Annotated in this window: 21 protein-coding genes; 10 read left to right on the top strand and 11 right to left on the bottom strand. The window is 60.4% G+C overall.

Annotated elements, in window-relative coordinates; all coding sequences use genetic code 11:
- The first annotated feature begins 140 nt into the window (after positions 1–140).
- Genes D8U71_RS15585 through D8U71_RS15595 form a run of 3 tightly spaced genes read left to right on the top strand, consistent with a single transcriptional unit; the run spans position 141 to position 3,706 of the window.
- Positions 141–800 (top strand): paraquat-inducible protein A, encoded by a 660-nt coding sequence (locus D8U71_RS15585; RefSeq protein WP_041480024.1) that lies wholly within the window; start codon positions 141–143, stop codon positions 798–800.
- Entirely contained in the window at positions 787–1,410 is a 624-nt protein-coding gene (locus D8U71_RS15590) for a paraquat-inducible protein A (RefSeq protein WP_071173597.1), read from the top strand. The genes D8U71_RS15585 and D8U71_RS15590 overlap by 14 nt, the downstream gene beginning before the upstream one ends.
- Positions 1,403–3,706 (top strand): MlaD family protein, encoded by a 2,304-nt coding sequence (locus D8U71_RS15595; RefSeq protein ID WP_016773187.1) that lies wholly within the window; start codon positions 1,403–1,405, stop codon positions 3,704–3,706. Before D8U71_RS15590 ends, D8U71_RS15595 begins: the two co-directional genes overlap by 8 nt.
- Before the next feature lie 175 nt (positions 3,707–3,881).
- Here the strand turns inward: D8U71_RS15595 and mksF are convergent, their stop codons facing one another.
- The 3 genes from mksF to mksB are packed head-to-tail and all read right to left on the bottom strand — an operon-like array spanning position 3,882 to position 8,690.
- The gene (mksF, locus tag D8U71_RS15600) at positions 3,882–6,722 is read right to left on the bottom strand and encodes an Mks condensin complex protein MksF (RefSeq protein WP_130888161.1); all 2,841 of its coding nucleotides are present in this window, start codon (positions 6,720–6,722) and stop codon (positions 3,882–3,884) included.
- Positions 6,719–7,420: an Mks condensin complex protein MksE gene (mksE, locus tag D8U71_RS15605; RefSeq protein ID WP_016773189.1), complete on the bottom strand. Its 702-nt coding sequence runs from the start codon at positions 7,418–7,420 to the stop codon at positions 6,719–6,721. Before mksE ends, mksF begins: the two co-directional genes overlap by 4 nt.
- Positions 7,410–8,690 (bottom strand): Mks condensin complex protein MksB, encoded by a 1,281-nt coding sequence (gene mksB, locus D8U71_RS15610; protein ID WP_160768349.1) that lies wholly within the window; start codon positions 8,688–8,690, stop codon positions 7,410–7,412. The genes mksE and mksB overlap by 11 nt, the downstream gene beginning before the upstream one ends.
- 242 nt (positions 8,691–8,932) lie before the next feature.
- Here mksB and D8U71_RS15615 point away from each other — a divergent pair, with 242 nt between their 5' ends.
- Both D8U71_RS15615 and rimI read left to right on the top strand, forming a co-directional pair.
- A complete protein-coding gene (locus tag D8U71_RS15615; RefSeq protein WP_110602976.1) occupies positions 8,933–9,679 on the top strand; it encodes an energy transducer TonB in 747 nt (248 codons plus the stop codon).
- Positions 9,672–10,124 (top strand): ribosomal protein S18-alanine N-acetyltransferase, encoded by a 453-nt coding sequence (gene rimI / locus D8U71_RS15620; RefSeq protein ID WP_130888162.1) that lies wholly within the window; start codon positions 9,672–9,674, stop codon positions 10,122–10,124. Before D8U71_RS15615 ends, rimI begins: the two co-directional genes overlap by 8 nt.
- A gap of 121 nt (positions 10,125–10,245) precedes the next feature.
- On the opposite strand, the gene D8U71_RS15625 is transcribed toward rimI, so the two are convergent.
- Positions 10,246–10,650 (bottom strand): serine kinase/phosphatase, encoded by a 405-nt coding sequence (locus tag D8U71_RS15625; RefSeq protein WP_122611786.1) that lies wholly within the window; start codon positions 10,648–10,650, stop codon positions 10,246–10,248.
- 140 nt (positions 10,651–10,790) lie between these two features.
- Here D8U71_RS15625 and can point away from each other — a divergent pair, with 140 nt between their 5' ends.
- Entirely contained in the window at positions 10,791–11,435 is a 645-nt protein-coding gene (gene can, locus D8U71_RS15630; protein WP_122747852.1) for a carbonate dehydratase, read from the top strand.
- A 9-nt stretch (positions 11,436–11,444) separates the two neighbouring features.
- On the opposite strand, the gene D8U71_RS15635 is transcribed toward can, so the two are convergent.
- The 3 genes from D8U71_RS15635 to D8U71_RS15645 form a co-directional block, all read right to left on the bottom strand.
- Positions 11,445–11,969: a lysine methyltransferase gene (locus D8U71_RS15635; protein ID WP_130888163.1), complete on the bottom strand. Its 525-nt coding sequence runs from the start codon at positions 11,967–11,969 to the stop codon at positions 11,445–11,447.
- A 172-nt stretch (positions 11,970–12,141) separates the two neighbouring features.
- Positions 12,142–13,314: a hypothetical protein gene (locus tag D8U71_RS15640; protein WP_130888164.1), complete on the bottom strand. Its 1,173-nt coding sequence runs from the start codon at positions 13,312–13,314 to the stop codon at positions 12,142–12,144.
- Positions 13,315–13,471: 157 nt separating this feature from the next.
- Positions 13,472–14,890: a TIGR00366 family protein gene (locus D8U71_RS15645; protein ID WP_016773194.1), complete on the bottom strand. Its 1,419-nt coding sequence runs from the start codon at positions 14,888–14,890 to the stop codon at positions 13,472–13,474.
- A gap of 343 nt (positions 14,891–15,233) precedes the next feature.
- Here D8U71_RS15645 and D8U71_RS15650 point away from each other — a divergent pair, with 343 nt between their 5' ends.
- The 4 genes from D8U71_RS15650 to D8U71_RS15665 all read left to right on the top strand — a co-directional run bounded on the left by D8U71_RS15650 (position 15,234) and on the right by D8U71_RS15665 (position 19,501).
- Entirely contained in the window at positions 15,234–16,547 is a 1,314-nt protein-coding gene (locus D8U71_RS15650) for an MFS transporter (protein ID WP_130888165.1), read from the top strand.
- A gap of 114 nt (positions 16,548–16,661) precedes the next feature.
- Positions 16,662–17,978: a PAS domain-containing methyl-accepting chemotaxis protein gene (locus D8U71_RS15655; protein ID WP_130888166.1), complete on the top strand. Its 1,317-nt coding sequence runs from the start codon at positions 16,662–16,664 to the stop codon at positions 17,976–17,978.
- Positions 17,979–18,195: 217 nt separating this feature from the next.
- Complete coding sequence (locus D8U71_RS15660; protein ID WP_130888167.1) at positions 18,196–18,795, top strand: flavin reductase family protein; 600 nt, start codon at positions 18,196–18,198, stop codon at positions 18,793–18,795.
- A gap of 73 nt (positions 18,796–18,868) precedes the next feature.
- Positions 18,869–19,501 (top strand): LysE family transporter, encoded by a 633-nt coding sequence (locus D8U71_RS15665; RefSeq protein WP_130888168.1) that lies wholly within the window; start codon positions 18,869–18,871, stop codon positions 19,499–19,501.
- Between the two features lie 73 nt (positions 19,502–19,574).
- On the opposite strand, the gene ggt is transcribed toward D8U71_RS15665, so the two are convergent.
- The 4 genes from ggt to D8U71_RS15685 form a co-directional block, all read right to left on the bottom strand.
- Complete coding sequence (ggt, locus tag D8U71_RS15670; protein ID WP_130888169.1) at positions 19,575–21,407, bottom strand: gamma-glutamyltransferase; 1,833 nt, start codon at positions 21,405–21,407, stop codon at positions 19,575–19,577.
- Positions 21,408–21,611: 204 nt separating this feature from the next.
- Positions 21,612–21,860: a bacteriocin immunity protein gene (locus D8U71_RS15675; protein WP_130888170.1), complete on the bottom strand. Its 249-nt coding sequence runs from the start codon at positions 21,858–21,860 to the stop codon at positions 21,612–21,614.
- Positions 21,861–21,910: 50 nt separating this feature from the next.
- A complete protein-coding gene (locus tag D8U71_RS15680; RefSeq protein ID WP_130888171.1) occupies positions 21,911–22,180 on the bottom strand; it encodes a bacteriocin immunity protein in 270 nt (89 codons plus the stop codon).
- Between the two features lie 9 nt (positions 22,181–22,189).
- Positions 22,190–23,440 carry an S-type pyocin domain-containing protein gene (locus D8U71_RS15685; RefSeq protein WP_130888172.1) on the bottom strand — a complete coding sequence of 417 codons (1,251 nt, stop codon included), beginning with the start codon at positions 23,438–23,440 and terminating at the stop codon, positions 22,190–22,192.
- Positions 23,441–23,771 lie beyond the last annotated feature (331 nt).

Below are 23,771 nucleotides of genomic sequence, written 5' to 3' on the forward strand. Positions count from 1 at the left end.
CGAAACCCCAATTGCGAAAGCAGTTGGGGTTTTGTTTTGCCTGCGAGAAAGTTTTTCAGAGCTACGGCGAACAAAATTGCACAGTTATTTTCGAAGCAGAACACTAGAATAGCCCCATCTTTATCGGAGCCAGAGCCTGTATGTCAGAATCGGTTGACGCCCCCGGGCTGTCAGATTTACCGCTGGAAGACTTGATAGCCTGCCACGAGTGCGACTTGCTGATGCGCAAGCCGACACTTGCCCATGGTGAAAAGGCCCTATGCCCGCGCTGCGGTTACGAACTGTACGCCCACCGCCATAACGTGGTGCAGCGCAGCCTCGCCCTGGTGATTGCCGCGTTATTACTTTACGTACCGGCAAACTTTTTACCCATCATGCAACTCAATATCCTCGGGCAATCTTCGCAGGATACGGTCTGGAGTGGCGTGGTCGGTCTGTTCAATACCGACATGCAAGGAGTGTCGATTGTCGTCTTCCTCTGCAGTATGGCGATACCGTTGCTCAAGTTGCTGTGCCAGCTGTTTGTGTTACTGACGATTCGTTTCGATGTCGGCCGAAGCTACGGTTTGCTGCTCTATCGTATTTACCACCACCTCAGAGACTGGGGCATGCTCGAGGTCTACCTCATGGGCGTCCTCGTCGCGATCGTGAAGCTGGCGGATATGGCAGCAATCACCGTCGGCCTCGGGCTGGCATGTTTCATTGGCTTGTTGTTGGTACAAGTCTGGCTGGAGGTGGTGATGTCACCGCATCAGATCTGGCAGGCATTATCAGGAGAGGATGCCCATGCGGGCGATTGATGCGGGCATTCTGGTGTGCACCGAATGCCACGAACTGAACAAGCAAGAAGCTGACGTCGATGAGCAAAGCTGTACCCGCTGCGGCGCGCAGGTTCACGCTCGCCGCCCCAACAGCCTGACCCGCACCTGGGCGCTGTTGATCACGGCAGCCATTATCTATATTCCGGCCAACGTCTTGCCGATCATGACGGTCAGCTCTCTGGGCCAGGGTGAGCCGAGCACCATCATGTCCGGCGTAATTGAACTGGTGCAGCACGGCATGATTCCGATCGCAAGCGTGGTGTTTATCGCCAGTATTCTGGTGCCCACGTTCAAACTGGTCGGCATCGCGTTGTTGCTGTTTTCAGTGCAGCGCCGGCAGCCATTGTCGGCCCGTCAGCGCATCTGGATGTACCGATTCATCGAGTTCATTGGCCGCTGGTCGATGCTCGATATTTTTGTGATCGCCATTCTCGTGGCGGTCGTCAACTTCGGCCGGATAGCCAGTGTCGAAGCCAATCTGGGCGCCGTCGCCTTCGCCTCTGTGGTGATTCTGACGATGCTCGCCGCAGTAACTTTCGATCCCCGACTGATTTGGGATAATACGGAGTCGGACGACGACCATGACTGATTTGCCTGTAGCGAAAACCCGACCGGCTTCGAACTGGTCGGCCATTTGGGTGCTGCCTCTGATCGCTTTGATCATCGGCGGCTGGCTCGGCTGGCGTGCTTATTCCGAGACCGGTATCGAAATTCAGGTGCGCTTCGAAAGCGGCGAAGGGATCCAGGCCAACAAGACCGAAGTGGTCTACAAAGGCATGCCGGTCGGCAAGGTCAAGACGCTCAAGCTCGACGATGAAGGCAACTCGAAAGGGGTGATCGCCACCATCGAAATGAACAAGGACGTGGAACAGTACCTGAAGACCAGCACTCGGTTCTGGCTGGTCAAACCGAGCGTGACCCTGGCCGGTATCACTGGTCTGGAGACATTGGTCTCGGGTAACTATGTCGCGATCAGTCCCGGTGAAGGCGAGCCCGTGCGCAAGTTCAAGGCACTCGCCGAAGAACCGCCACTGTCTGACGCCAAGCCTGGTTTGCACCTGACCATCAAGGCCGATCGCCTCGGCTCGCTGAATCGCGGCAGCCCGGTGTTCTACAAGCAGATCAAGGTCGGTCAGGTCAAAAGCTATGTGCTTTCCGAGGATCAGAGCACCGTTGAACTGAAGGTGTTCATCGAGCCGACCTACGCGAAACTGGTGCGCAAACACACACGTTTCTGGAACGCCAGCGGCATCAGCATCGACGCCAACCTGTCCGGCGTGAAAGTGCGCAGCGAATCCCTGGCCAGCATCGTCGCTGGTGGTATCGCCTTCGCCACGCCGGAGAATCGCAAGGACAGCCCTGCGACCGACCCGAGCCTGCCGTTCCGTCTCTATGAAGATTTCGACGCCGCCGCCGCCGGGATTCGCGTGAAGGTCAAACTCAGTGATTTCGAGGGCCTGCAGGCCGGTCGCACACCGGTGATGTACAAAGGCATTCAGGTCGGCAACCTGAAAGCGCTCAAAGTCGATCCGGACCTGAACAGTGCAACAGCCGAGCTGACCCTTGATCCGTTGGCCGAAGACTATCTGGTTGAGGGCACGCAGTTCTGGGTAGTCAAACCGTCGATATCCCTTGCCGGTATTACCGGCCTGGAAGCGCTGGTGAAAGGTAACTACATCGCCGTGCGTCCGGGCGACAAAGGCGCTGCGCCGAAACGCGAATTCGAGGCGCGACCGAAAGCACCGCCGCTGGATCTGCGTTCGCCGGGCCTGCATCTGGTGTTGTTTACCGATTCGCTGGGTTCGATCGATGTCGGCAGTCCTATTCTGTACAAGCAGGTCAAGGTCGGTTCGGTGCAGAGCTACCAGTTCTCCCGAACCAAGAAGCAGCTGGTCATCGGCGTGCACATCGAGAAGGAATACGAAAACCTCGTCAACGCCTCGACGCGCTTCTGGAATGTCAGCGGGATTACCCTCACGGGTGGCTTGACCGGCGGCATTCAGGTCAAGAGTGAATCTTTGCAAACCCTGATGGCCGGCGGTATCGCCTTTGAAACGCCGCAAGCCAATGCGCCGTTGAAGAAACGCATCCCGCGCTTCCGTCTGTTCGCCGATCACGATGAGGCGAACAAGAAAGGCGCGGTAGTGACGATCAAGGTTGATCGCGCTGACGGCTTGAGCAGCGGTACGCCGGTACGTTTCAAGGGGCTCGATGTCGGCAAGATTGAAAGCGTCGATCTGACCGATGACATGCAGTCGGTAATCCTCACCGCACGCATCACCGAAGTACCGGAAAAGATTGCGCGAGTCGGCAGTCAGTTCTGGGTGGTCAAGCCGGAACTGGGCCTGATCAAGACGCAGAATCTGGAAACGCTGGTCACCGGTAAATACATCGAAGTCCAGCCGGCGGCGAAGAATCTCGGCCCGCAGAAGAACTTCGTTGCCTTGGCCGAGGCGCCGGAAGTCACCAAGCAAGAAGCGGGTCTGAGTCTGGTGTTGAGCGCTGCCCGTCGCGGTTCGCTTAAGCCTGGCGTACCAGTGACCTACCGTGAAATCACCGTCGGAAAGGTGACCGGTTATGAATTGGGCCAGACCGCTGACCGTGTGTTGGTGCACATCCTGATCGAGCCGAAGTATGCGCCGCTGGTGCGCAGCGGCAGCCGCTTCTGGAACACCAGCGGCGTGGGCTTCGATTATGGGTTGTTCAAGGGCGTGACGGTGCGCACCGAGTCGCTGGAGACACTGATTCAGGGCGGGATTGCCTTCGCCACCCCGGATGGCGAGCGCATGGGCAATCCGGCGCGGGCCGAGCAGACGTTCCCGTTGTTCGACAAGTTCGAGGATGAATGGCTGACCTGGGCGCCGAAGATTCAGCTTGGTAAATAGTGGCGTCTGTTGAGACGTCTTCGCGAGCAGGCTCGCTCCCACAGGGGAACGCATTCCACTTGTGGGAGCGAGCCTGCTCGCGAAGGGGCCAGCCACATCAACACAAAATCCAGACCATAAAAAAGGGCCGCGATCCCATCAGATCGCGGCCCTTTTTGCCTTCAGCTAAAGCCGATCAAACCGCATCCAGCTCCGGCTCATCCGCCTGCACATTCAGCGTGGCCTTGACCACATCATGGCGGCGAATGTACTTCCAGTCCGCTTCATCGATGTAGATGCCTGCCGGGCCGCTGCCGCCTTCCAGGTCGATCGCGACACTGGCGCAGACTTGCGGCTTCACACTCGCCAGAATCGGCACGAAGCCCAGTTGCAGACTGGTTTCCAGCAGCGCCGCCTGGTTCTTCTCGTCGATGTCCGCCGCCTCGTCGAGGTAGTACGGCAGACGCACGCGGCCGGCCAGATCGCGATCCATCAAGTGCAGCAACAAGTACATGTTGGTCAGCGCCTTGATGGTCATGGTCGTGCCGTTGGAGGCCGCGCCGTCGATGTCGGTGTGGATGACTGGTTGACCGTTGACCTTGGTGATCTCGAAGGCCAGTTCGAACAAGTCCTTGAGGCCGAGCTGGTTGTGGTTCGCTGCCACCAGCCGCGCCAGATATTCCTTGGCCTCTTCGTTCTTGTTGTCCTGCTCGGCGCTCTGGCTGAGGTCGAACACCGACAGGGTTTCGCCTTCCTCGTACTGCCCGGCGCTGTGGATGATCTGGTCGATGTGCTTGAGCGCTTCCTTGTTCGGCGCGAGGACGATGCGGAAGCTCTGCAGGTTGGAGACCTGACGCTTGTTGATCTCGCGGTTGAACAGCGCCAGTTGATGCTCGAGGCTGTCGTAATCGCTGCGGATGTTGCGCAGGGTGCGGGCGATGTCGGTCACCGCCGCGCGCCGCGCCTTGCCGAGGGTCAGGGCCTCATCGGTACGGTGCGCGTAAGCGTTGATCAGCAACGACAGACGCCGCTCCATATCATCTTCGCTGTCGAACTTGGCCACACCTTTCAGACGCACCTGCGCGTACAGCGCTTCGATCTGCCCATCGGCACGCAGCAGACCCTGCCAGCTGTCCTGATAGTCGTTGAGCAGCGGCAGCAGGTTGTCCATCGAATCATCGACCGGATCCATGAACGGCGTGCCGAACGGCAGGTCCGCTGGCAGCAGCTGACGACGGCGCAGCGCGTCGTCGAGGGTGCGTTGCTTGGCTTCCATGTCGGCGATCTGCCGGCCGACCAGTTGCAGCTTGGCCGACAGTTGCTGGACGCGCTCGGTGAAGGCATCGCTGGAGCGCTTGAGTTCGTCCTGCGCAGCTTCCATCTGCGCCAGTTGTTCGAGTTTGTCGCTTTCCTCGGCGCTCAGTGTCTGGGTGCGACGGAAATCTTCCAGCGCCTTCTGCGCGTCCAGCACCTGCTGATACAGCGCCTCGGTCTGGGTCTTGCTCGCGGCGCGGTCGGCGGCCACGGCTTGCTGGGTTTTCAGTTGCTTGAGTTCTTTGTCCAGACGCTCTTTCTGATCGCGCAACGCTGCACGGTCGGCCAGCGCCTGCAAGGCTGGCGGCTCGATGTGCGAGATGTCGATCGACAGGCCCGGCACTTCGAAGCGCTCGCCTTTGAAGCCGTCAAGAATCAGCTCGACCGATTTGACCCACTCGCCGTCTTCGTCGAGGGTGATGCCGTGCTCGCCCAGCGGCAGGCTGAACAGCGCGCTGTTGAACAGGCGCATCAGGCGTTCGACGTCCTGTTGCGAGAACTCTTCGCGCAGACGGGCGTAGCTGTTGTTATCAGCGTGATCGAGTTGCTGTTTCACCGACTTCAGGCGTTTTTCCAGATCGCGCAGACGCTCTTCGAGATCTTCGGCACTGAACTGACGCGACTGCGCCAGGGCACCGGCCAGTTCATCGTGAGCATCCTTGGCGGCGAGCAATTGTTGCTCGAGCACTTTGACGTCATCGACCAGGGCGAAGCGGTTCTTCAGCACCGACAGCTCACCGAGCCAGCGCTGTATACCGGAAATTTCCCGCTCCAGACGCATCAGTTCCTGAGTGCCGCCGCGCTGATCGTTTTGCAGATCGTCCTGCTCGCGACGGTAGTGCTCAGCCTGGATGGTCAGCTCTTCCTTGCGCGCCGTGGCGTAATCCGACCAGGTGCCGAGCAGGGAATCGAGCAGCGGCGACAGGCGATGCAGTTTGCCGCGCAGCACATCGCGCTGTTTCACGCCGTTGGCCAGCGCTTCGACCAATGGGCCGGCGGCGACCAGCGAGTTGTAGTCCTGCTCCATGCGCCGCACGTCGCGGAAGGCTTCTTCGCACGCGGCGATGTAATCGACGCTGCCCGAACGCAGGCTGTGTTCGAAGGCATCGAGGAACAGTTGCTTGAGCTTGGCCGCGGTGATTTCACGCATGTGCAGCAGGTTGATGAACAGCGCGCGGAAGGTCTTCAGGCTCTGCTCGCTGGTGGAGCGCAGCGGGATCAGGGTCAGGTCGAGCGGGATCGACGTATGGCCGCCAACCAGCAAGCGGCGCAGTTCATCCGGCTTGAGTTCGTAGGCTTTCAGGCCTTCTTTTTCGAGATTGCTGAACAGTTCTTTCTGGCGCAGGCAGGTGTCGTTTTTCTGGTAGTGGGCCAGATCGAGTTTGCCGGCGTAGGCGAAGAACTGGTGGCCGAAACCACCGCCCGGGCCGCGCCCGACCACGCCGATCACGTGCGGGCCGTGGGGCAGATTGACTTCGACGAGGATGTAACTGGTGTCGGAGGCGAAGTAGAAGCGCCGCGATTGTTCGAGGCTGTACTTGCCGAAGCTCATGTCCGACATGCGCGCCAGAATCGGGAACTGCAAGGCGTTGATCGACGCTGATTTACCGAGGTTGTTCGCGCCGTAAACCGACAACGGTTCTTCCAGCGGGAACAGACCGAGGCTGTAACCGGCGGTGTTCAAAAGGGCAAAGCGGCGGATGCCGTAGCGTTCCTGGCTCATGCATCGGACTCCTGTTCTTCGGCAATGGCGCGGGCCAGTGCGTCTTCTTCGCTTTCTTCTTCAAATTCGGAAAGATCGAGCGGATCGTCGGTTTCGAGGAATTTCGCTTCGGCTTCTTCGTCGATCAGCACCGGCGCCGGCAGCGGCAGAACGCTGTGGACGCTGGCTGCCAGGTCGCGGTCCTGTTGTACCGACAGGCACACGTCGAGGAAACGGTGCATCGGCGGCAGGAAGCGGTAGACACCGTTTTCTTCGCCCGCAAAACCAAGCTGGGTCATGCGGCGCATGATTTTTTCTTCGAGTTCTTCGACGGTCTGCACTTCGGCCTGAATGAACAGGTCGCGGTACTTGTCCAGCAGTGACGGCAATTCTTCGCGGCCGAGGCTGCCGCCGTCGAGCACGGCGATCGGGTCGCGGCCCTGATCGGCCAGGTGCTCGACGAGGATGAAGGTGAACAGCGCCAGACGCTGGGCGGTCTTGTTCACCGCTGCAGCGGCCATGTCCGGCACGAAATAGTAGAAACCACGGGTGTCGCAGACCAGTTCAAAGCCGAGCGCCTTGAACAGCGTGCGGTACTGGTCCTGGAAATTCGACAATTGCGCGTACAGCTCGGGATCACGACGGCTGACGTGGTAACCCTTGAACAACTCGCGGAAGATCGGCGCCAGTTGCGACAGTTCGGAAAGATCAAGATGCATTTGGGATGCTCGCAGAATCCTCGGCGGCGGTGTCGCTGGCCGAGAGCAGGGCGAAGGAGCGCAGGCTGACCTGGTGCTCGTGAGTGTGGTATTCGCGGCGTTCCAGACGCTCGCGCTTGAAGCGTTTTTCCCGCGACAGGCGCGAGAACCAGTAAAGCAATTCGTCGGTGGCGCCATCCGGTTCCTGCTCCAGCAGCCAGGTCATCAGATCCGGCATCGGCAGGGACTCTTCGCACCGATCGACCATCTCGCGCACGGTGCGCGGTGCACGTGGAGCGTCGCCCGCCTTCTGGGTTTTGTGCGCCTTGGGGAAGCGCGCCGGTTTCGGCTCGAAACGCGCCAGCGCATAAACGTAGGCTTCGACCTGACTGGCGCTGCCCAGGAAAGTGCTCTGTGGGCGGGTGAACAGCGGCATCGCCGCTTGCGGCACGGCGTCGATGCCTTTACGCCGGATCGCCGCCAGCGCCAGTGCGGCGCCACGGGTCACGGCGTTATGCCGACGCGCTTCTTCACGCAATGGCAGCAGCAGTTCGCGGGCATGGCGCAGGGTCAGTTGCGCGCTGGTCTGCATTTCGAGGATGCGCGCGTGGGTGCGCAGGAGCATGTCGTCATCGACCAGATGGCCGAGGCGCTGCTGTTCGCTGAGCATCTTCAGTAGCACCGTTTCGACCTTGCGCACGCCTTGTTCGAAGGCGCCGTCGGCGTTGACCAGATCAATCATCGGCTCGACGTATTCGTCCCACGTCGCCAGTACTTCGGCGTAACGCTGACGCAGCGGAATCTGCCGGTCGCTGGTCTTCGCCCGTTCGGCGACTGCCACCAGGGCCTGTTCATCGTTGTCGAGTTTCTTCAGTACGTCGCGCACGCGCATGTCGAGCAAGCGCAGCTGGCGCGCCAGATCGTTGCCATCACGAACGTCGAAAGCGTCCTGGATATAACCGGCCAGACGCTCCAGGTGACGCAAATAGGCTTCGATTTCCAGGCACAGACCGAGGCGGTGTTCGCGGCGCAGGTAGGCGAGGAAGTCGTGGATCTGCGCGTTGAGCTCGAAACGGTTCGGGCTTTTCGCCACCGGAACCAGAATATCGAGGCGAATCCACACGTCGAGCAGGCTGGTGATGTCCTGCGGCGTGCTGTCGAGTTGTTGGGCGGCCAGTTGCGTGCGCAGTTCGTTGAGGCTCAGGGTGCCTTGGTCGAAGTGCTCGCACAGTGGCTCCAGAAGTGCCCAGTGTTCAGCGAGGGCGCGCAAGACGCGCTTGGGTTCGATCATCGGAATGGCCGGCTGGTTGGCGATTAAAAGCGGCGATTGTACTGCATCACAGGCGCGGCGATTCACTCTCGGGACGGGCTGTCGCATTCTTTGCCCAAAGGGCAGCGGCGCAGCGCAGCGCGGGGTATCGATCAACAGCGAGCGATCTTGTGCGAAGGGCGGTAGAATCAGCGCACTTTCCGTTATCCACAAGTGGCCGACCTTTGCTTATCGAGTCCCGCCGCCGCGCCTATTTGAACGCCATGCAGGTGGTCAACTGGCTGCCGCGCACCGAACTGCCTTTCGCCGCACCGTCGCGGCCCGAGCTGTTGGAGATGCCCGAGCCTGAGCTTGAGGTACCGGTTGTTCCGGCGCCTCTGGCCGAAGCACCGGCGCAGCCTGCCGCGCGTCAGGCCGAGCGACCGAAAATCGAGGTGCCGCGTCCGTCGCTGGCCAGTACCCGCAACGGCGCGAAACCGGTGGAAGAAGTCGACGACACGCCGGTGGTGGTCAAGCCAGCGCCAGTGCCGCCACCGCGTTTCGCCCTGCAACTGCTGCGCGCCGGGCGCTGCCTGCTGCTGGTCGAGTTACCCACAGGCGAAGCGTTTCAGAGTCGCGATCCGGCCTACCTGCTGCTCAAGGACATGCTGCGCGCCGCCGGTCTGCCGGATGCGCCGCAAATCGTCGGCGAACCTGTGCGCTGGCCGTGGCTCAATCGCGGCACGCTGGATCAAGGCCCGGAAGCGGCGCGCGACTTCGTGCAGGGTTTTCTCTCGGTGCAGATGGAAGCGGCGCCCTGCGCCTGTCTGTGGCTGATCGGCCTGCCGGCGGTGAAATTTGCCGGGGAAGCGGACGCCGAAGCGTTCAATAGTGAATTGCAGATCGAAGGTCTGGGCCTGGCCTGGGCGATTCCCGGTCTGGAACTGTTAATGGAAGAGCCACAGCGCAAGGCCGCTGTGTGGCAAGCCATGCGTCGGCTGATGGCGCGCTGGAAACAATCCGATGAGTGAGGTTGTAACCTTTCGCCCGATGACCGAGGCGGACCTGGACGCTGTGTTGAAGATCGAATACGCCGCGTACAGCCATCCGTGGACCCGGGGCATCTTTCTCGATGGCCTGGGCAAATACCAGATCTGGCTGATGTTCGAAGGGCAGCAGCAGGTGGGCCACGGTGTGGTGCAGATCATTCTTGATGAGGCGCACCTGCTCAATATCACCGTCAAGCCGGAAAATCAGGGGCGCGGGTTGGGGCTGACATTGCTTGAGCATCTGATGTCGCGGGCGTATGCGGCCGAGGCTCGGGAATGCTTTCTCGAAGTGCGCGACAGCAACACGGCTGCGTTCAGGTTGTATGAGCGGTATGGCTTCAACGAGATCGGCCGGCGTCGCGATTATTATCCGGCGGTGGGTGGGCGTGAGGATGCGGTGGTGATGGTCTGTACCCTGGTTGACTGAGGCCATGTAGGAGCTGCCGAAGGCTGCGATCTTTTGATCCTGTTTTTGTAAGATCCAAAGCAAAATCAAAAGATCGCAGCCTTCGGCAGCTCCTACAGGGGGCAAATTTCAAGTCAGCGGATCAGCGCTTGCCATCCAGCGGATCCAGATCCGCCAGTTCCGCTTCATCCAGCCCGTCACCGCCGCCGATGTCATTTTCATCGACCACGCTCAGATCCCAATCCGCCTGATTGCCCTCGCCGACTTCCTCGGCATCGCGCGCACCATCCTCGCGAATCAACGTTTCCGGGCTCAGGTCATCGTCAGTCGGCTGATGATCGTCCACCGAGGCCCCGGTCATGCCCGCCTCACGCACTCGCTCAGCCGGCATCAATTGTTCACGTTCACGCTCGGGCAGCTCATCGCCGATCTTCGCGCTGGGCTCTTCATCGTCGAAATCCAGCTCGTGCACCGAGCCCATGCGGTCTTCGTTATCATCGATGGGTTCCGGTTGCACCGCATCATAAGGGCGTCGTGAATCAGTCATGGCAATTCCTCATAGTGTGGGCCTTACTGAGTGGACTCACCGGGCGCGCGAGAATTCCAACGAAAACACTTTGCGCTGGCGGCGTGACTTCGACGGGTGGTCGTCTATCAAACCTGCGCATCTTTCTTGAGGCCTTATCCATGCACGATCTACAAGACCTGATTGATAACAACGAGCGTTGGGCTGACGCGATCACCAAGGAAGACCCGGATTTCTTCGCCAAACTGGCGCGCCAGCAGACTCCGGAATATCTATGGATCGGCTGCTCCGACGCACGCGTACCGGCCAACGAAATCGTCGGCATGCTGCCGGGCGATCTGTTCGTGCACCGCAACGTGGCCAACGTCGTGCTGCACACCGACCTCAACTGCCTGTCCGTGATCCAGTACGCGGTTGATGTGCTCAAGGTCAAACACATCCTCGTCACCGGCCACTACGGCTGCGGCGGTGTGCGTGCGGCGATGCAGGATCGCCAGTTCGGCCTGATCGACGGCTGGCTGCGGTCGATCCGCGATCTGTACTACGAAAAGCGCGAAGAACTGGCCAAGCTGGCGACCGAAGAAGAGCAGGTCGATCGCATGTGCGAACTCAACGTGATCCAGCAAGTGGCCAACGTCGCGCACACCAGCATCATCCAGAACGCATGGCATCGCGGGCAGCCGCTGTCGATCCACGGCTGCATCTACGGGATCAAGGATGGCCGCTGGAAAAGTCTCAATACCACCATCAGTGGTTTCGAACAGTTGCCGCCGCAATATCGCTTGCGTCCGGTCGGCGCGCCGTAACCGAGGCGTTCAGTTACGGCCTGGATGCCGCCAGCGCTGTAAAAAGCGCTGGCCTTCAGGCGTAGGTGGTTCGTCGTAACCGGTGATCCACCCACGGCAGCGCGACGAGCCGCAATCGCAGGCGAACTGGCGTAGCAGTTTGTCTTCGGTCGATGCGTAATCGATGCTCAGATGTTCGCCGCTGTGGATATCTTTCAAGGCCCACAGCCACAATTCGCTCATGTCGAGAAATACATTCGGGTCGCAGGCGTGTTCCAGCACCCCGCAAAAGCGCGGATCGTAAACGTGTATGCCGGTTTGCAGCTGACGGGTCTGTCGACAGCGATAGGGCAGCAATTGCCCGGAAACCCGGCACATTCGGCTGATACGCAGAAATTCGCGACGCGCGACCACCGCCGTGGCCATGCCACGTTCGTCGTGGATGATCTGGAAGTCGTCGCAGGATGGAAAACCCAGCCGCACCGGAAGTCCGGCGAACGGATAGATGCCTTCTGTGTCGCGCGGCAGGTGCCGGCCCATGGCTTGATTGTTCATAACGATCCTTGTTGTTGAGTGTTGCCTCCGGGTTGTGACCATGCCTCGCCAGGCGAAGCATGATTGGATCCAAGCGTCGCGCAATTGAAGGTACCGGTCTACTGTCAAACCTGACAGGCGCGATCACCGTTGGCCCGCGTCAGCATTGGCTGACACGGGGCTCCGGCAGCGACTACAGAGCGGGTGCGGGCACGGCGGCCGCAGGCAGTGGCGCTTTCAGCTGCTGCAGTTGTGTCTTGACCGGTCGCGTGGCGCACTTGGCAGCCGCTTGTTCAGCGCTGAGGTTGCGGATCGAGGTGTAGAACAACTCGCAGGTTTTGACCTTTTGCGTCACCTGCCATGTTTGCGTGCAACTGTTCAGCGTGGCCTGCGCATCGCTGCCCGGTTTGCTGCCCATCCCGGCCTGCCAGCAAGCCGCGCTCAAATCCTGGCCCATGACTTTCAGGCCCGCCGCGTCAGCCTTGGCCTGGGCATCGTCGCCGGTATAGCTCTTCGGATCGGCGGCGTACCAGATATAGCTCGGATGGTTGGAACCGAGCACTGGCACATTCACCCCTTCGGCCGGACTGATGCTTGCCAGCCCCAATACGCCCACCGTCGGCCCATATTGTTCCTTGATCCAGTTGCGCACCGGCGCCCCGAACGCAACCATCGGCAACGTCGTGCCGCTGGCGGTCTTACTGAACTGCTTGACCAGCGTGGTCTGGTAATCCTTGAAGTAGTCGTAGACGTCCTCCAGATCCCCGCCGGCATTGGACGGCGCGGCAATCGGCGCGATGTCGATGATGGTCTGATAGGCCGGCGTCTGCCCGGCAGGGATGCCGTTATCGGTCAGCAACGTCGCCCAGCGATCGGTGGTGTTCGAGCGCAGGTAGTCCTGCGCCTGGGTCAGCGAGTAGTCAGGCGGGAAGTGCAGCAACTCGACGCTCTTGCGATTCTCCAGGGCCATGCCCAACGGCAGGAACAGATACCAGCTATAGGCCCATTTGCCATCGGCATTGAGCTTGCTGGCGCCGGCATAAGCCAGATCGCCGGCGTCGAGCAACGCTGACAGCGGCTTGTCATAGCCGTCCGGCACACCGGTGATCTCGGCGTAGAGCTGATCGTTGTCGGTCTTCACCAGCACCTTGGCATCGGCGTAACCGTCGCGCTGGACGCTCTGACTCAGATAGTGAGCAACGGTCTGCTCCAGCGTCCAGTTGCGAAAGCAGATCACGCTGCAATTGTTGGGGTAGGCGAAGAGCCGGGTGACGCGCTCGGTGCTGCCCAGTTTCACGTCGACATCGGCGTGAGCGGCGGCGCTTAGCGTCAGTGCAACGAGGGTAAGTCCTGCGAGTTTGAACATGCTCAGATCCTTTTCAGCGTGGGTTCCCCTCGATTTGGGGGCGCTTCATAGTGGATCAGCGGTGTTTGACAGAAAAGCGGTTGAGTGTGGATTTCATGATTTCCACGCCAGACCTGTGCAAGCGAGCGCTCGCTCCCACAGGCCTGGCTCGTTTTTGCTACGGCATCACCGGCGGCGTATACGCCAATGTCGTCCCCAACGCCCACAACAGCAGCAGCACCAGTGGCGTGTGCACCAGCAGTTGCACAAACGAGAAGCCGATCAGATCCCGCGCCTTCAACCCGAGCACGCCCAGCAGCGGGAGCATATAGAACGGGTTGATCAGGTTCGGCAAGGCTTCGGCGGCGTTGTAGATCTGCACTGCCCAGCCGAGGTGGTATTGCAGGTCATTGGCGACTTGCATCACGTAGGGCGCTTCGATGATCCATTTGCCGCCGCCGGACGGGATGAAGAAACCGAGAATCGCCGAATAGACGCCCATCAGCAGCGCATAGGTGTCGTGGGAGGCGATGCTGACGAAGAAGGTCGAGATGTGATGCGCGAGGGTTTGCGCGTCGGCGCCTTTGACGGTGGTCATCAGCGCGGCGATCGAGCCGTACAACGGAAACTGGATCAACACGCCAGTGGTGGTCGGCACCGCACGGGCCACCGCATCGAGGAAGCTGCGCGGGCGCCAGTGCAGCAGCGCGCCGAGCATGATGAACAGAAAGTTATAGGTGTTCAGGCCGGAAATCGCGGTAATCGCCGGTTTGGTCGAAAACTCGTGAAACAGCCATCCCGCCGCCAGCAGCACCAACACGATGATCAGCAAAGGGCTGTGTTCCAGCCATTCGCCGGGGCGCGTGCGCGGTTGCAGTGGCGGCAGGTTGAACGCGGGGTCGATGCCGCAGGCCTTGGCGTCGCGTGCCGAATTCGGCCCGGGCGCGGTGGCGTAGGCGATGATGATCGAAATCACGATCAGCGCCAGCAGCATGACCCCGGACTGCCAGAGAAAAATGGTTTCGGTGAACGGGATTACGCCAGTGATCGACAGGATCGACGGCGGCAGGCTGCCTGGGTTGGCCTGCAACTGGGCGGCGGACGATGACAAGCCCAGCGCCCACACCGCGCCAAGTCCCAGGTATGCCGCAGCACCGGCGGCGCGGTAATCCATTTTCAGATCGGTGCGGCGGGCGAGGGCGCGTACCAGCAGCCCGCCAAATACCAGCGACAGACCCCAATTGAGCAGCGATGCGACCATCGAGATCAACGCCACCCAGGCCACGGCGGAGCGGCCGTTTTTCGGGATGCGTGCCAGTTTGTCGATCAGTTTGACTGCGGGCGGAGAGCTGGCGACGACATAGCCGCCGATCACCACGAAGGCCATCTGCATGGTGAACGGGATCAGGCTCCAGAAGCCGTCGCCGAAGGCCATCGCTGCAGCGGTGGGTTTGGCGCCCATGGCCAGAGTGGCCAGCGCAACGATGATCACGGCCAACGCGGCGAACACCCAGGAGTCGGGAAACCAGCGTTCGGCAAAACTGGAACAGCGCAGGGCAAAGCGCGCGGAGCGGCTATCTTCGATATCAACGGCCACGGGAAGTACCTCGGATTTTTTATGGTTATTTTTGGTCCGCGGGAGCAGTCGCCCGGCTCGACAGCCACAGAGATCCCCTGTGGGAGCGAGCCTGCTCGCGAAGACGTCGGCACATTCAGCATCAGATTGTCTGAACTGACGTTTCGCGAGCAGGCTCGCTCCCAAATGGGCGGCTGGTCGGTGTTGGCGTGGTCCCTTGGACAGGCGCTAACAGTAAATCAAGCGCCGCCCTTTTGTTGAGCAGGTTTTCGCAAACCGAGACTATGGTCTGACGGGTTGTCGATCCGCGCTTTTGCGTAGACCATGAGCGCCTTGGTTTTTGCCGATGCCTGAGTTCTTTGTCATGACTGCCAATTCTCCAGCCCGACCGGCGCCGTTCAGCCGTGCCGATTACAAGACCCTCGGCCTTGCGGCGCTCGGCGGGGCGCTGGAAATCTACGATTTCATCATCTTCGTATTCTTCGCACTGACCCTGAGTCAGCTGTTCTTCCCCCCGGAAATGCCCGAGTGGCTGCGTTTGCTGCAGAGTTTCGGCATCTTCGTCACCGGTTATCTGGCGCGGCCGCTGGGCGGGATTCTGATGGCGCATTTCGCCGATCGTCTGGGCCGCAAAAAGGTGTTCAGCCTGAGCATCCTGATGATGGCCCTGCCGTGCCTGCTGATCGGGATCATGCCGACCTACGCGCAGATCGGCTATTTCGCGCCCTTGCTGTTGCTGGCGCTGCGCATCCTGCAAGGCGCTGCGGTGGGTGGTGAAGTGCCGAGTGCCTGGGTGTTCGTCGCCGAGCATGCGCCTGTCGGCCATCGCGGTTACGCCCTCGGATTCTTGCAGGCCGGCCTGACCTTCGGTTACTTGATCGGCGCACTCACCGCGACCTTCCTGGCGCAGGTTTTCACGCCTGCCGAAATTCTCGATTACGCCTGGCGCTATCCGTTTCTGCTCGGCGGCGTGTTCGGCGTGGTGGGCGTTTATCTGCGCCGCTGGCTCAGCGAAACCCCGGTGTTCATGGCCATGGAAGCGCAGCGCGAGGCGCGGGTCGAGCTGCCGCTGCGCACGGTGCTGCGTGAACATCGTCTGGCCATGCTGCCGGCCATGTTGCTCACCTGCGTACTCACCTCGGCAGTGGTGGTGTTCGTCGTCATCACCCCGACCATGATGCAGAAAACCTTCGGCATGACCGCCAGCCACACCTTCGGCCTCAGTGCCTTGGGCATCGTTTTTCTCAATATCGGCTGCGTGATCGCCGGTCTGCTGGTCGACCGCATCGGCGCCTGGCGCACGGTCATGCTCTACAGCCTGTTGCTGCCATTGGGCATTGGCGTGTTGTATGGCTGTCTGATCATGGGCGGGCATTGGATCGGCATGGCCTATGCGGTCGCCGGTCTCGCTTGTGGGGTAGTGGGTGCAGTGCCTTCGGTGATGGTCGGGTTGTTCCCGGCGCGGATTCGCGTGTCGGGCATTTCCTTCACCTACAACATTGCCTACGCCGCCTGGGCGAGTATCACACCGCTGTTGCTGATTGGTCTGATGCCGTGGAGCCTCTGGGTCTGCGTAATCTTCTGTGCAGTGATGGGCGCGGTGGGAGTTCTGACGGCGGTGTATTTCGGTGCGCGCATGCCGCGTACCGGACCGTGTCAGGCTGCCGGCGCTGCCTGAACCGCAAGCGCCGGATTATTTTCGACTGACGGGTCTGGAGCTGGCTTCAGAAAAGCTGCGCAAGGCCGATGGCTAGGTTGTATCCGCTAACTACCCTGCCATCGGTGCTTTCCCATGTTCAATAAACGCTTGAAACAAGAGCTGGCTGCTCTGCGCGAAGAACTCTCCAGCCTTGTACAAGTGAAGGAAAGCCTGGAAAGCGAAATGCTCGCGCTGACCCTTGAGCCCGACGGGCGGATTCGTTCGGTCAACCAGAATTTTCTCGATGAAATGCTCTACAAGAGCCAGGACCTGGTCGGCCGGGCAATTGAAGACATCGTGCCGGCCCACGTCAAATCCGACGAATTCCATCAGCGCTTCAAAAACTCGATGAGCCGTGGCGAGCATTTTGCCGGCGCCGTGCGCCTGTTGCGCGGCAATGGCGACGAGGCGTGGCTGCGTTCCATCGTGCAACCGGTGCGCTCGTCCGATGGCCGGATCAGACACATCTCCTTCTACGCCAGCGACCGGACCCGCACCATCGAAGCCTCCCGCGAGCATGAGAACCTGATCGGCGCGCTGGTGCGCTCCACCGCCGTGATCGAGTTCGACCTCAACGGCAATGTGCTCAGCGCCAATGATCGCTTCCTCAACGGCATGGGTTACAGCCTGGCGCAGATCAAAGGCAAACATCACCGCACGTTCTGCGCCCCGGATGAGTACAACAGCGCCGAGTACCAGAACTTCTGGCGGCGCTTGAACAGCGGTGAGTTTGTCGCTGGCCGCTTCAAGCGTATCGACAGCCATGGTCGTACGGTGTGGCTGGAAGCGTCCTACAACCCGGTGGTTGATGCCAACGACAAACTGTACAAAGTGGTGAAATTCGCCACGGTGATCACCGATCAGGTCAACCGCGAGCAGGCGGTTGCCGACGCGGCCAGCATCGCTTACAGCACCTCGCAACAAACCGACAGCACCGCACAACGGGGCACCACGGTCGTCACCGAAGCGGTGAACGTGATGCGTGATTTGTCGCGGCACATGCAAGCCGCCGGCGAAGGTATCGAGGCGCTGAACGAGCAGTCGCTGGTGATCGGCACGATCGTCAAAACCATCAGCGGCATTGCCGAACAGACTAACCTGCTGGCGCTCAACGCTGCCATCGAAGCCGCCCGGGCCGGCGAGCAGGGCCGTGGTTTCGCCGTGGTCGCGGACGAGGTTCGGCAACTGGCCTCGCGCACCAGCCAAGCGACGGACGAAATCGTCGGCGTGGTACGGCAGAACCAGGAAATGGCGCGCAATGCCGTGGCACTGATGACCGACGGCAAGCTTCAGGCTGAACAGGGCCTGGCGCTGGCGGCGGAGGCGGGCACGGTGATTGTCGAGATTCAGGACGGTGCGCAGAAAGTGGTGGATGCGGTCGGCCAGTTTGCCAATCAGCTCTCTCACTGACACCGCACTGATCGTTCCCACGCTCTGCGTGGGAATGCCGCCCGGGACGCTCCGCGTTCCTTCGCTGGCGTGACGCAGAGCGTCACAGGATGCATTCCCGCGCAGAGCGTGGGAACGATCACCGAGGGGCAGCGCCGCATCTGCTCACTCCCACAGGTTCTGTGATTCTCCAGTGACAGCGCTACAATCTGCTCCTTTTCTTCCGGAGCAGATCCCCATGAGCGTCTCCCACCGCCGTCCGGTGCCCCTGAACAAAGCCTACCGCCTGCTCAACCACGGGCCGACCGTGCTGGTCAGCGCCGCTCACGACGGCCAACGCAACATCATGGCCGCCGCCTGGGCCATGCCGCTGGATTTCGAACCACCGAAAGTCGCCGTCGTCCTCGACAAATCCACCTGGACCCGCCAGTTGCTCGAAGCCTCCGGCACTTTTGTGTTGAACGTGCCGTGCGTCAATCAGGCCGATATCGTGCAAACCGTCGGCAACACCTCCGGCCTGGAAATCACCCGCAACCAAGGTCAGGACAAGTTTCAGGCGTACGGCCTACACACCTTCGCTGGCGAACAGATTGAAGCGCCGCTGCTTGAGGGCTGTGTCGCCTGGCTCGAATGCCGCCTGCTGCCGGAGCCGCGCAATCACGAGCAATACGACCTGTTCCTTGCCGAAGTCATTGCTGCCCAGGCCGATGAGCGTGTGTTCAGCGACGGGCGCTGGCATTTCGAGGGGCAGGATAGATTGCGTACCTTGCACCACGTGGCGGGCGGGCATTTCCTGAAGATTGGGGATGGGGTGGATGGCAAGACGTTGGCGGTTTAAATGACGTTGATGGAAAACCGTCAGCGGATGTAGCAAGGTAGAGGCTTGATTCCACTGCTCAGGCGCAACGCTCATGGACGTTTCTGTTGCCGGTTATCTTGCCCCGTTGCTGTCGCTGGCGCTGTTGTGGACAGTGGCGGTGGTCACGCCCGGGCCAAATTTCTTCAACATCGCGCAACTCGCGGCCAGTCACTCGCGCCGACATGGCGTGGTGGCTGCGCTGGGCGTGGCCACCGGCACGGTGCTGTGGGGCCTTGCTGGCGGCTTGGGAATCAAGACGCTGTTCAACGCCGCGCCGACCCTCTATCTGGGCTTCAAGATTGCCGGCGGTTGCTATCTGATTTATCTGGGGCTGAAGCAATTCAAGCGCAAGGCTGCGATTGCCCCCGGTGCATCGGCTGCGCCCCGGCAGACTTATTTCGGCGTCTACGCTCGCGGTTTCCTGGGCAACATGACTAATCCGAAATCGGCACTCTTTGTCGCCACCATCTTCGCCACCGCCATGCCGCCCCACGTGCCGCCGCTACTGCTGGCGCTGGCCGTGCTGACCATGGCCACGCTGTCGTTCAGCTGGTATTGCAGCGTCGCTCTGTTCTTCGCCAGCCGCCGGGTTGCCGGTGTCTACGAGCGGTCACGCCAGTGGCTGGATCGGTTGGCAGGTGGGTGCTATTTGTTGTTTGGGGTGCATTTGGTGGCGAATCGCTGATCAATGAGAGCAATCGCTGTGCGCAAAAAAAGGCCTACCTCCCGGTAAGCCTTTTCTGCCCACTTCGTAATACTCAATCCCCCAACGCCTCTCCCTCACGCCGAGGATCGGCACCCCCCGTCAATGTCGCTTTGCCCTGCGCATCCTTCACCCGCACGATCGCTTGGGTGCCGCTGGTCATGTCGATTTCGCTGAGCGTGTGGCCCTTGTCCTTGAGTGCCTGAATCAGCGCTGGGCTGAACTGTCCCTGTTCCAGTTCGGTGGGGCCATTGCGGCTGCCGAAGTTGGGCAGGTTGATCGCACTTTGTGCATCGAGGTTCCAGTCGAGCAGGCCTATGGTGGTTTTCGCCACGTATTCGATGATCTGCGAGCCGCCGGGTGAGCCGACCGTGGCGACAAATTCACCAGTGTTGCGATCAAAGATCAGCGTCGGCGCCATCGACGAGCGTGGGCGTTTGCCCGGTTCGACGCGGTTCGCGACTTTCTGCCCGTTCTCTTCGGGGATGAAAGAGAAGTCGGTCATCTGGTTGTTCAGCAGAAAACCCTGAACCATCAGGTGCGAGCCGAACGCGGCTTCGATGGTGGTGGTCATCGACACGGCGCCGCCGAGATCATCCACCGCCACCACTTGCGAGGTCGAGATGCGCAACGGCGAGCGGTCCGGTGCGTAGGCCACCTGTACGCCCGGCGGTGTGCCCGGTTTGGCGCTGCCCATGCTGCGCTCGCCGATCAGGCTGGCGCGGCTGGCCAGGTAGGCAGGATCGAGCAGACCTTTGACCGGCACCGGGACGAAGTCGGTGTCGGCCACGTATTGCGCACGGTCGGCATAGGCCAGACGTTCAGCCTCGGCGATCAGATGCACCGCTTGCGGCGCCGGTTCGATGCCGGCCGGCCTATTGCTGTTCACTGGTTTAAGCGGGGTCAGCGACAGGCGTGGATCGCGAGTCTCCAGCGCCTGCAACGTGCCGAGAATCTGCGCCACGGCGATCCCGCCCGACGACGGTGGCGGCATGCCGCAGACCTGCCAACGCTTGTAGTCGGTACACAGCGGCGCGCGTTCCTTGGCCTGATAGCGCTGCAAATCGTTCAGCGACAGGCTGCCGGGGTTGGCGTGCTGTTGAACCTTGGCGACGATCTCTTCGGCGATCGGACCTTTGTACAGCGCATCGGCACCTTTGCTGGCGATACGTTTGAACACGGCCGCCAACTTCGGGTTCTGCAGGCGCGTGCCGACAGCTTTGACGCTGCCATCCTCATTCAGGAAGTACGCAGCCATGTCTGGCGACTGGCGTATCAGTGGATCGGCAGTCAGCAGCGAATGTAGACGCGGGGGAATCGCAAAGCCTTGCTCGGCCAGTTTGATCGCTGGCTCAAACAGCTTCGCCCATGGCAAGCGACCGTGCTGCCGATGCGCCAGCTCCAGCGCGCGCAATACCCCGGGCGTACCGACCGAGCGCCCGCCGATCTGCGCTTGCGTAAAGGCCATCGGTTTACCGTCAGCCTTCAGGAACAGCTTCTCGGTGGCCCCGGCCGGCGCCGTTTCGCGGCCGTCATAGGTGCGCACCTGCTTGCCATCCCACAACACAATCATCGCCCCGCCACCGATCCCGGAAGACTGCGGCTCAACCAGCGTCAACACCGCCTGCATCGCAATCGCCGCATCAATCGCCGAACCACCCTGACGCAACATCTCCCGCCCGGCTTCGGCCGCGAGCGGATTGGCAGCGGCAGCCATGTGTTTATTGGCGTGCCGGGTTTGCAGATCAGTGCGGTAACCGGATGCAGCTTCCGGTGCCAGCGGCAATGAAGAAGAGGGCGGGGCGTTGCATGCGGTGAGGGTCAGAGCGCTGACAAGCAGTGTCAGGGCTGGCAGGCGAAAGCGCTTCAAAGGCTGGGCTGGAAACACGCGGGATCTCCGTCCGTGGGGTAGAAGTCTTGGGGGACTTTATCGAGCGGGCCGGCGGGGTGCAAACTGCGTGAGGATTACAGCACTCCCGCTCAGCGGCCGCGCCAATCGATTGGCCGAAAACGATGCCCTTGTGGGAGCGAGCCTGCTCGCGAAAGCGGTAGCTAGGGTGGTGCGATCTTCTTGAGAGTATTGCAGGGTAATTTATTGCTTGAAGCCGGACAGACCACGGGTAGAACGCCAGTCTTTCACAATTTTGGTAATGCCCTCGGCTGTTTGTTGTTTCATATCCTCGGGCCAATAGATGAGGTCAGTGCCCGCTGGGTGCTCACACAGACGTACAAATTCAAATAACAGCGGATCGAGAATCTCGTCTGGGCTTGTGTTGGCTGCAAGAACAGATTGCACAAATTTCAAGAATTCTGCTTCGGTGTAGTCGGATATGTTAGTCATAACGTTCTCAAGTTGAAGTTCCACAGCTCAAATGAAACGGGCGGCAGGATTCATGTCTTGAACCCGGGTAGTCGATTCGCTTCGCGCCATGCCATGACTGTACGAGCTATTCCGGCAGATGTTGTATCTGCTCCGGGCTCGGGGTAGTAGATCAGATCCATCCCGCTCGGATGTCCTACTATCTTGTTGAAGTGCAGAATCAATGCATCTGCACGGAGATCTGTCGGCGCTATATCTTCCTTTCTTATTTCATCTATGAGATCAATGAAATCCTGCTCGGTATAGTCGGAAAAGCTGCTTTTGATGAATGGGTCGCTCATGCTATGCCCTTATTTACGGTGTACGTCGACATGGTTTTTGGGTGTGTAGACCCTTAGGTTATCTACGTTGTAGATATCACCACCTTCGGATATCGGTTCCACATGATGAATCTCATGAGAGATCCTTTTCCCTGCTGCATCACCTAAGCGGGCGCGGGGCGCATTTCCGTTGCGCATACGTCGTAGATTATCTTCGCTGACCTGTTGTGCCACTGCGCTGTCTATTGAGGCAACGGCCCAAAAAGCCCGCCTAAACGAATCAAAACTAGAATATTCGCTCCCTCTGAGTTTATCCGCGATGCTGGTCGGAATAGGGGCGCCACCCTGAGCTTGAGCATGGTCAAGCCAAATACCGCCCACATCCTCCCCCACCCCCGTAACGATCCCCGGCGTCTGCCTCGCCGGCCTCGAATAAACCACATATAACGACTTCAGCCCGGTGTCCGCCGGGAACACCAGAATACAATCCTCGGCCGTTACATCCTCGCCCGGCAGACCCTCAATCTGGCTATCGGTGTTGTCCGGGATCGGGTGGACGAGGATCGGGTCGAGTGCCTCACCGTGGTCGGGATAAACCAGCGGAGGCATCGACCCCAGCGGCCCGCGTTGCGGCGTCCAGAGAATGGTGATGCCGTTGAGCTTGGCCTCCATGGCTGTCTTGTCGGCGTTCCACTTGACGTTCACCGTGCGTACGGCGTCGTCGCCAGAGGCGCCGGAATGGATGCCGTAAACCCGCAGAACACCTTCGGCATCACGACGAAACTGGAAGCGCACGCGCGTGGTGGCGCGGCTCATGCGGCGTAGTTCTTCGTCGGTGTGAAGCGTGCCGTCGGCCATTTTGCTCGGCAGCATTCCCAGCACAAACACGCTGGCCGGCCCGCCGGCGCCACGGATGGCCCAGTTCAGGCGCTGTTGCAAAATCCCGCCGCCGGCCAGACGCCCCAAAGCCAGGTCAGCACCTATCGCCGTCGCGACCGCGGTACTGGCGGAGGGCATGAGCATGGCGCCGGCGACCATGATCTTGCCGAAGTTGCTGGCTGGCTCCTTGGCAGTGCCAGCGTCCGTGCGACACCAGTTGTCCGGCGTGCAGGACTTGGCAAAGACCCTGTCTTCGCGTGGCCTGGGCGCAGGCCACTCGTCCTTCTCGATGTACACCGACTCCTCCGGCGCTCGAGGTGGCAACCACCCGCCCCATGACGCACCGCCGTAATCGCGTGCCCAAGCCCAGTCTTCGTCGAAAAGAGATTTGAATCGAGCCATGACAACTCCCTGTATGGCTTTGAATCGAGCCGGGGAAGCTTGTCGGTCCAGGGGGAGTTCGGGGAGAGAGGGGCGGGTACTTGAAATGACGAAAAATCTAGTTCTTACGTGAGCAGAGCCTGCTTCCTACAGGGCTATCTCAGTGCGTCGGTTTTGCGCCTGATTCAGGCGAAATTATCGTCGGTCGCGCCTGTAGTCTTTTCGTATGAATGGCGGATTACGCCGGATTTCTCTTACAGATTATTCAGGTCGACAACCTACGCGCCGCTGCCTGAGGATGGTTTCTGTAGTTTTTCCAGGATGGATATCAGATGAAGAGGATGAGTCCGTT

Source organism: Pseudomonas sp. Sample_21 (assembly GCF_004307525.1).
Taxonomy (GTDB): Bacteria; Pseudomonadota; Gammaproteobacteria; order Pseudomonadales; family Pseudomonadaceae; genus Aquipseudomonas; species Aquipseudomonas atacamensis.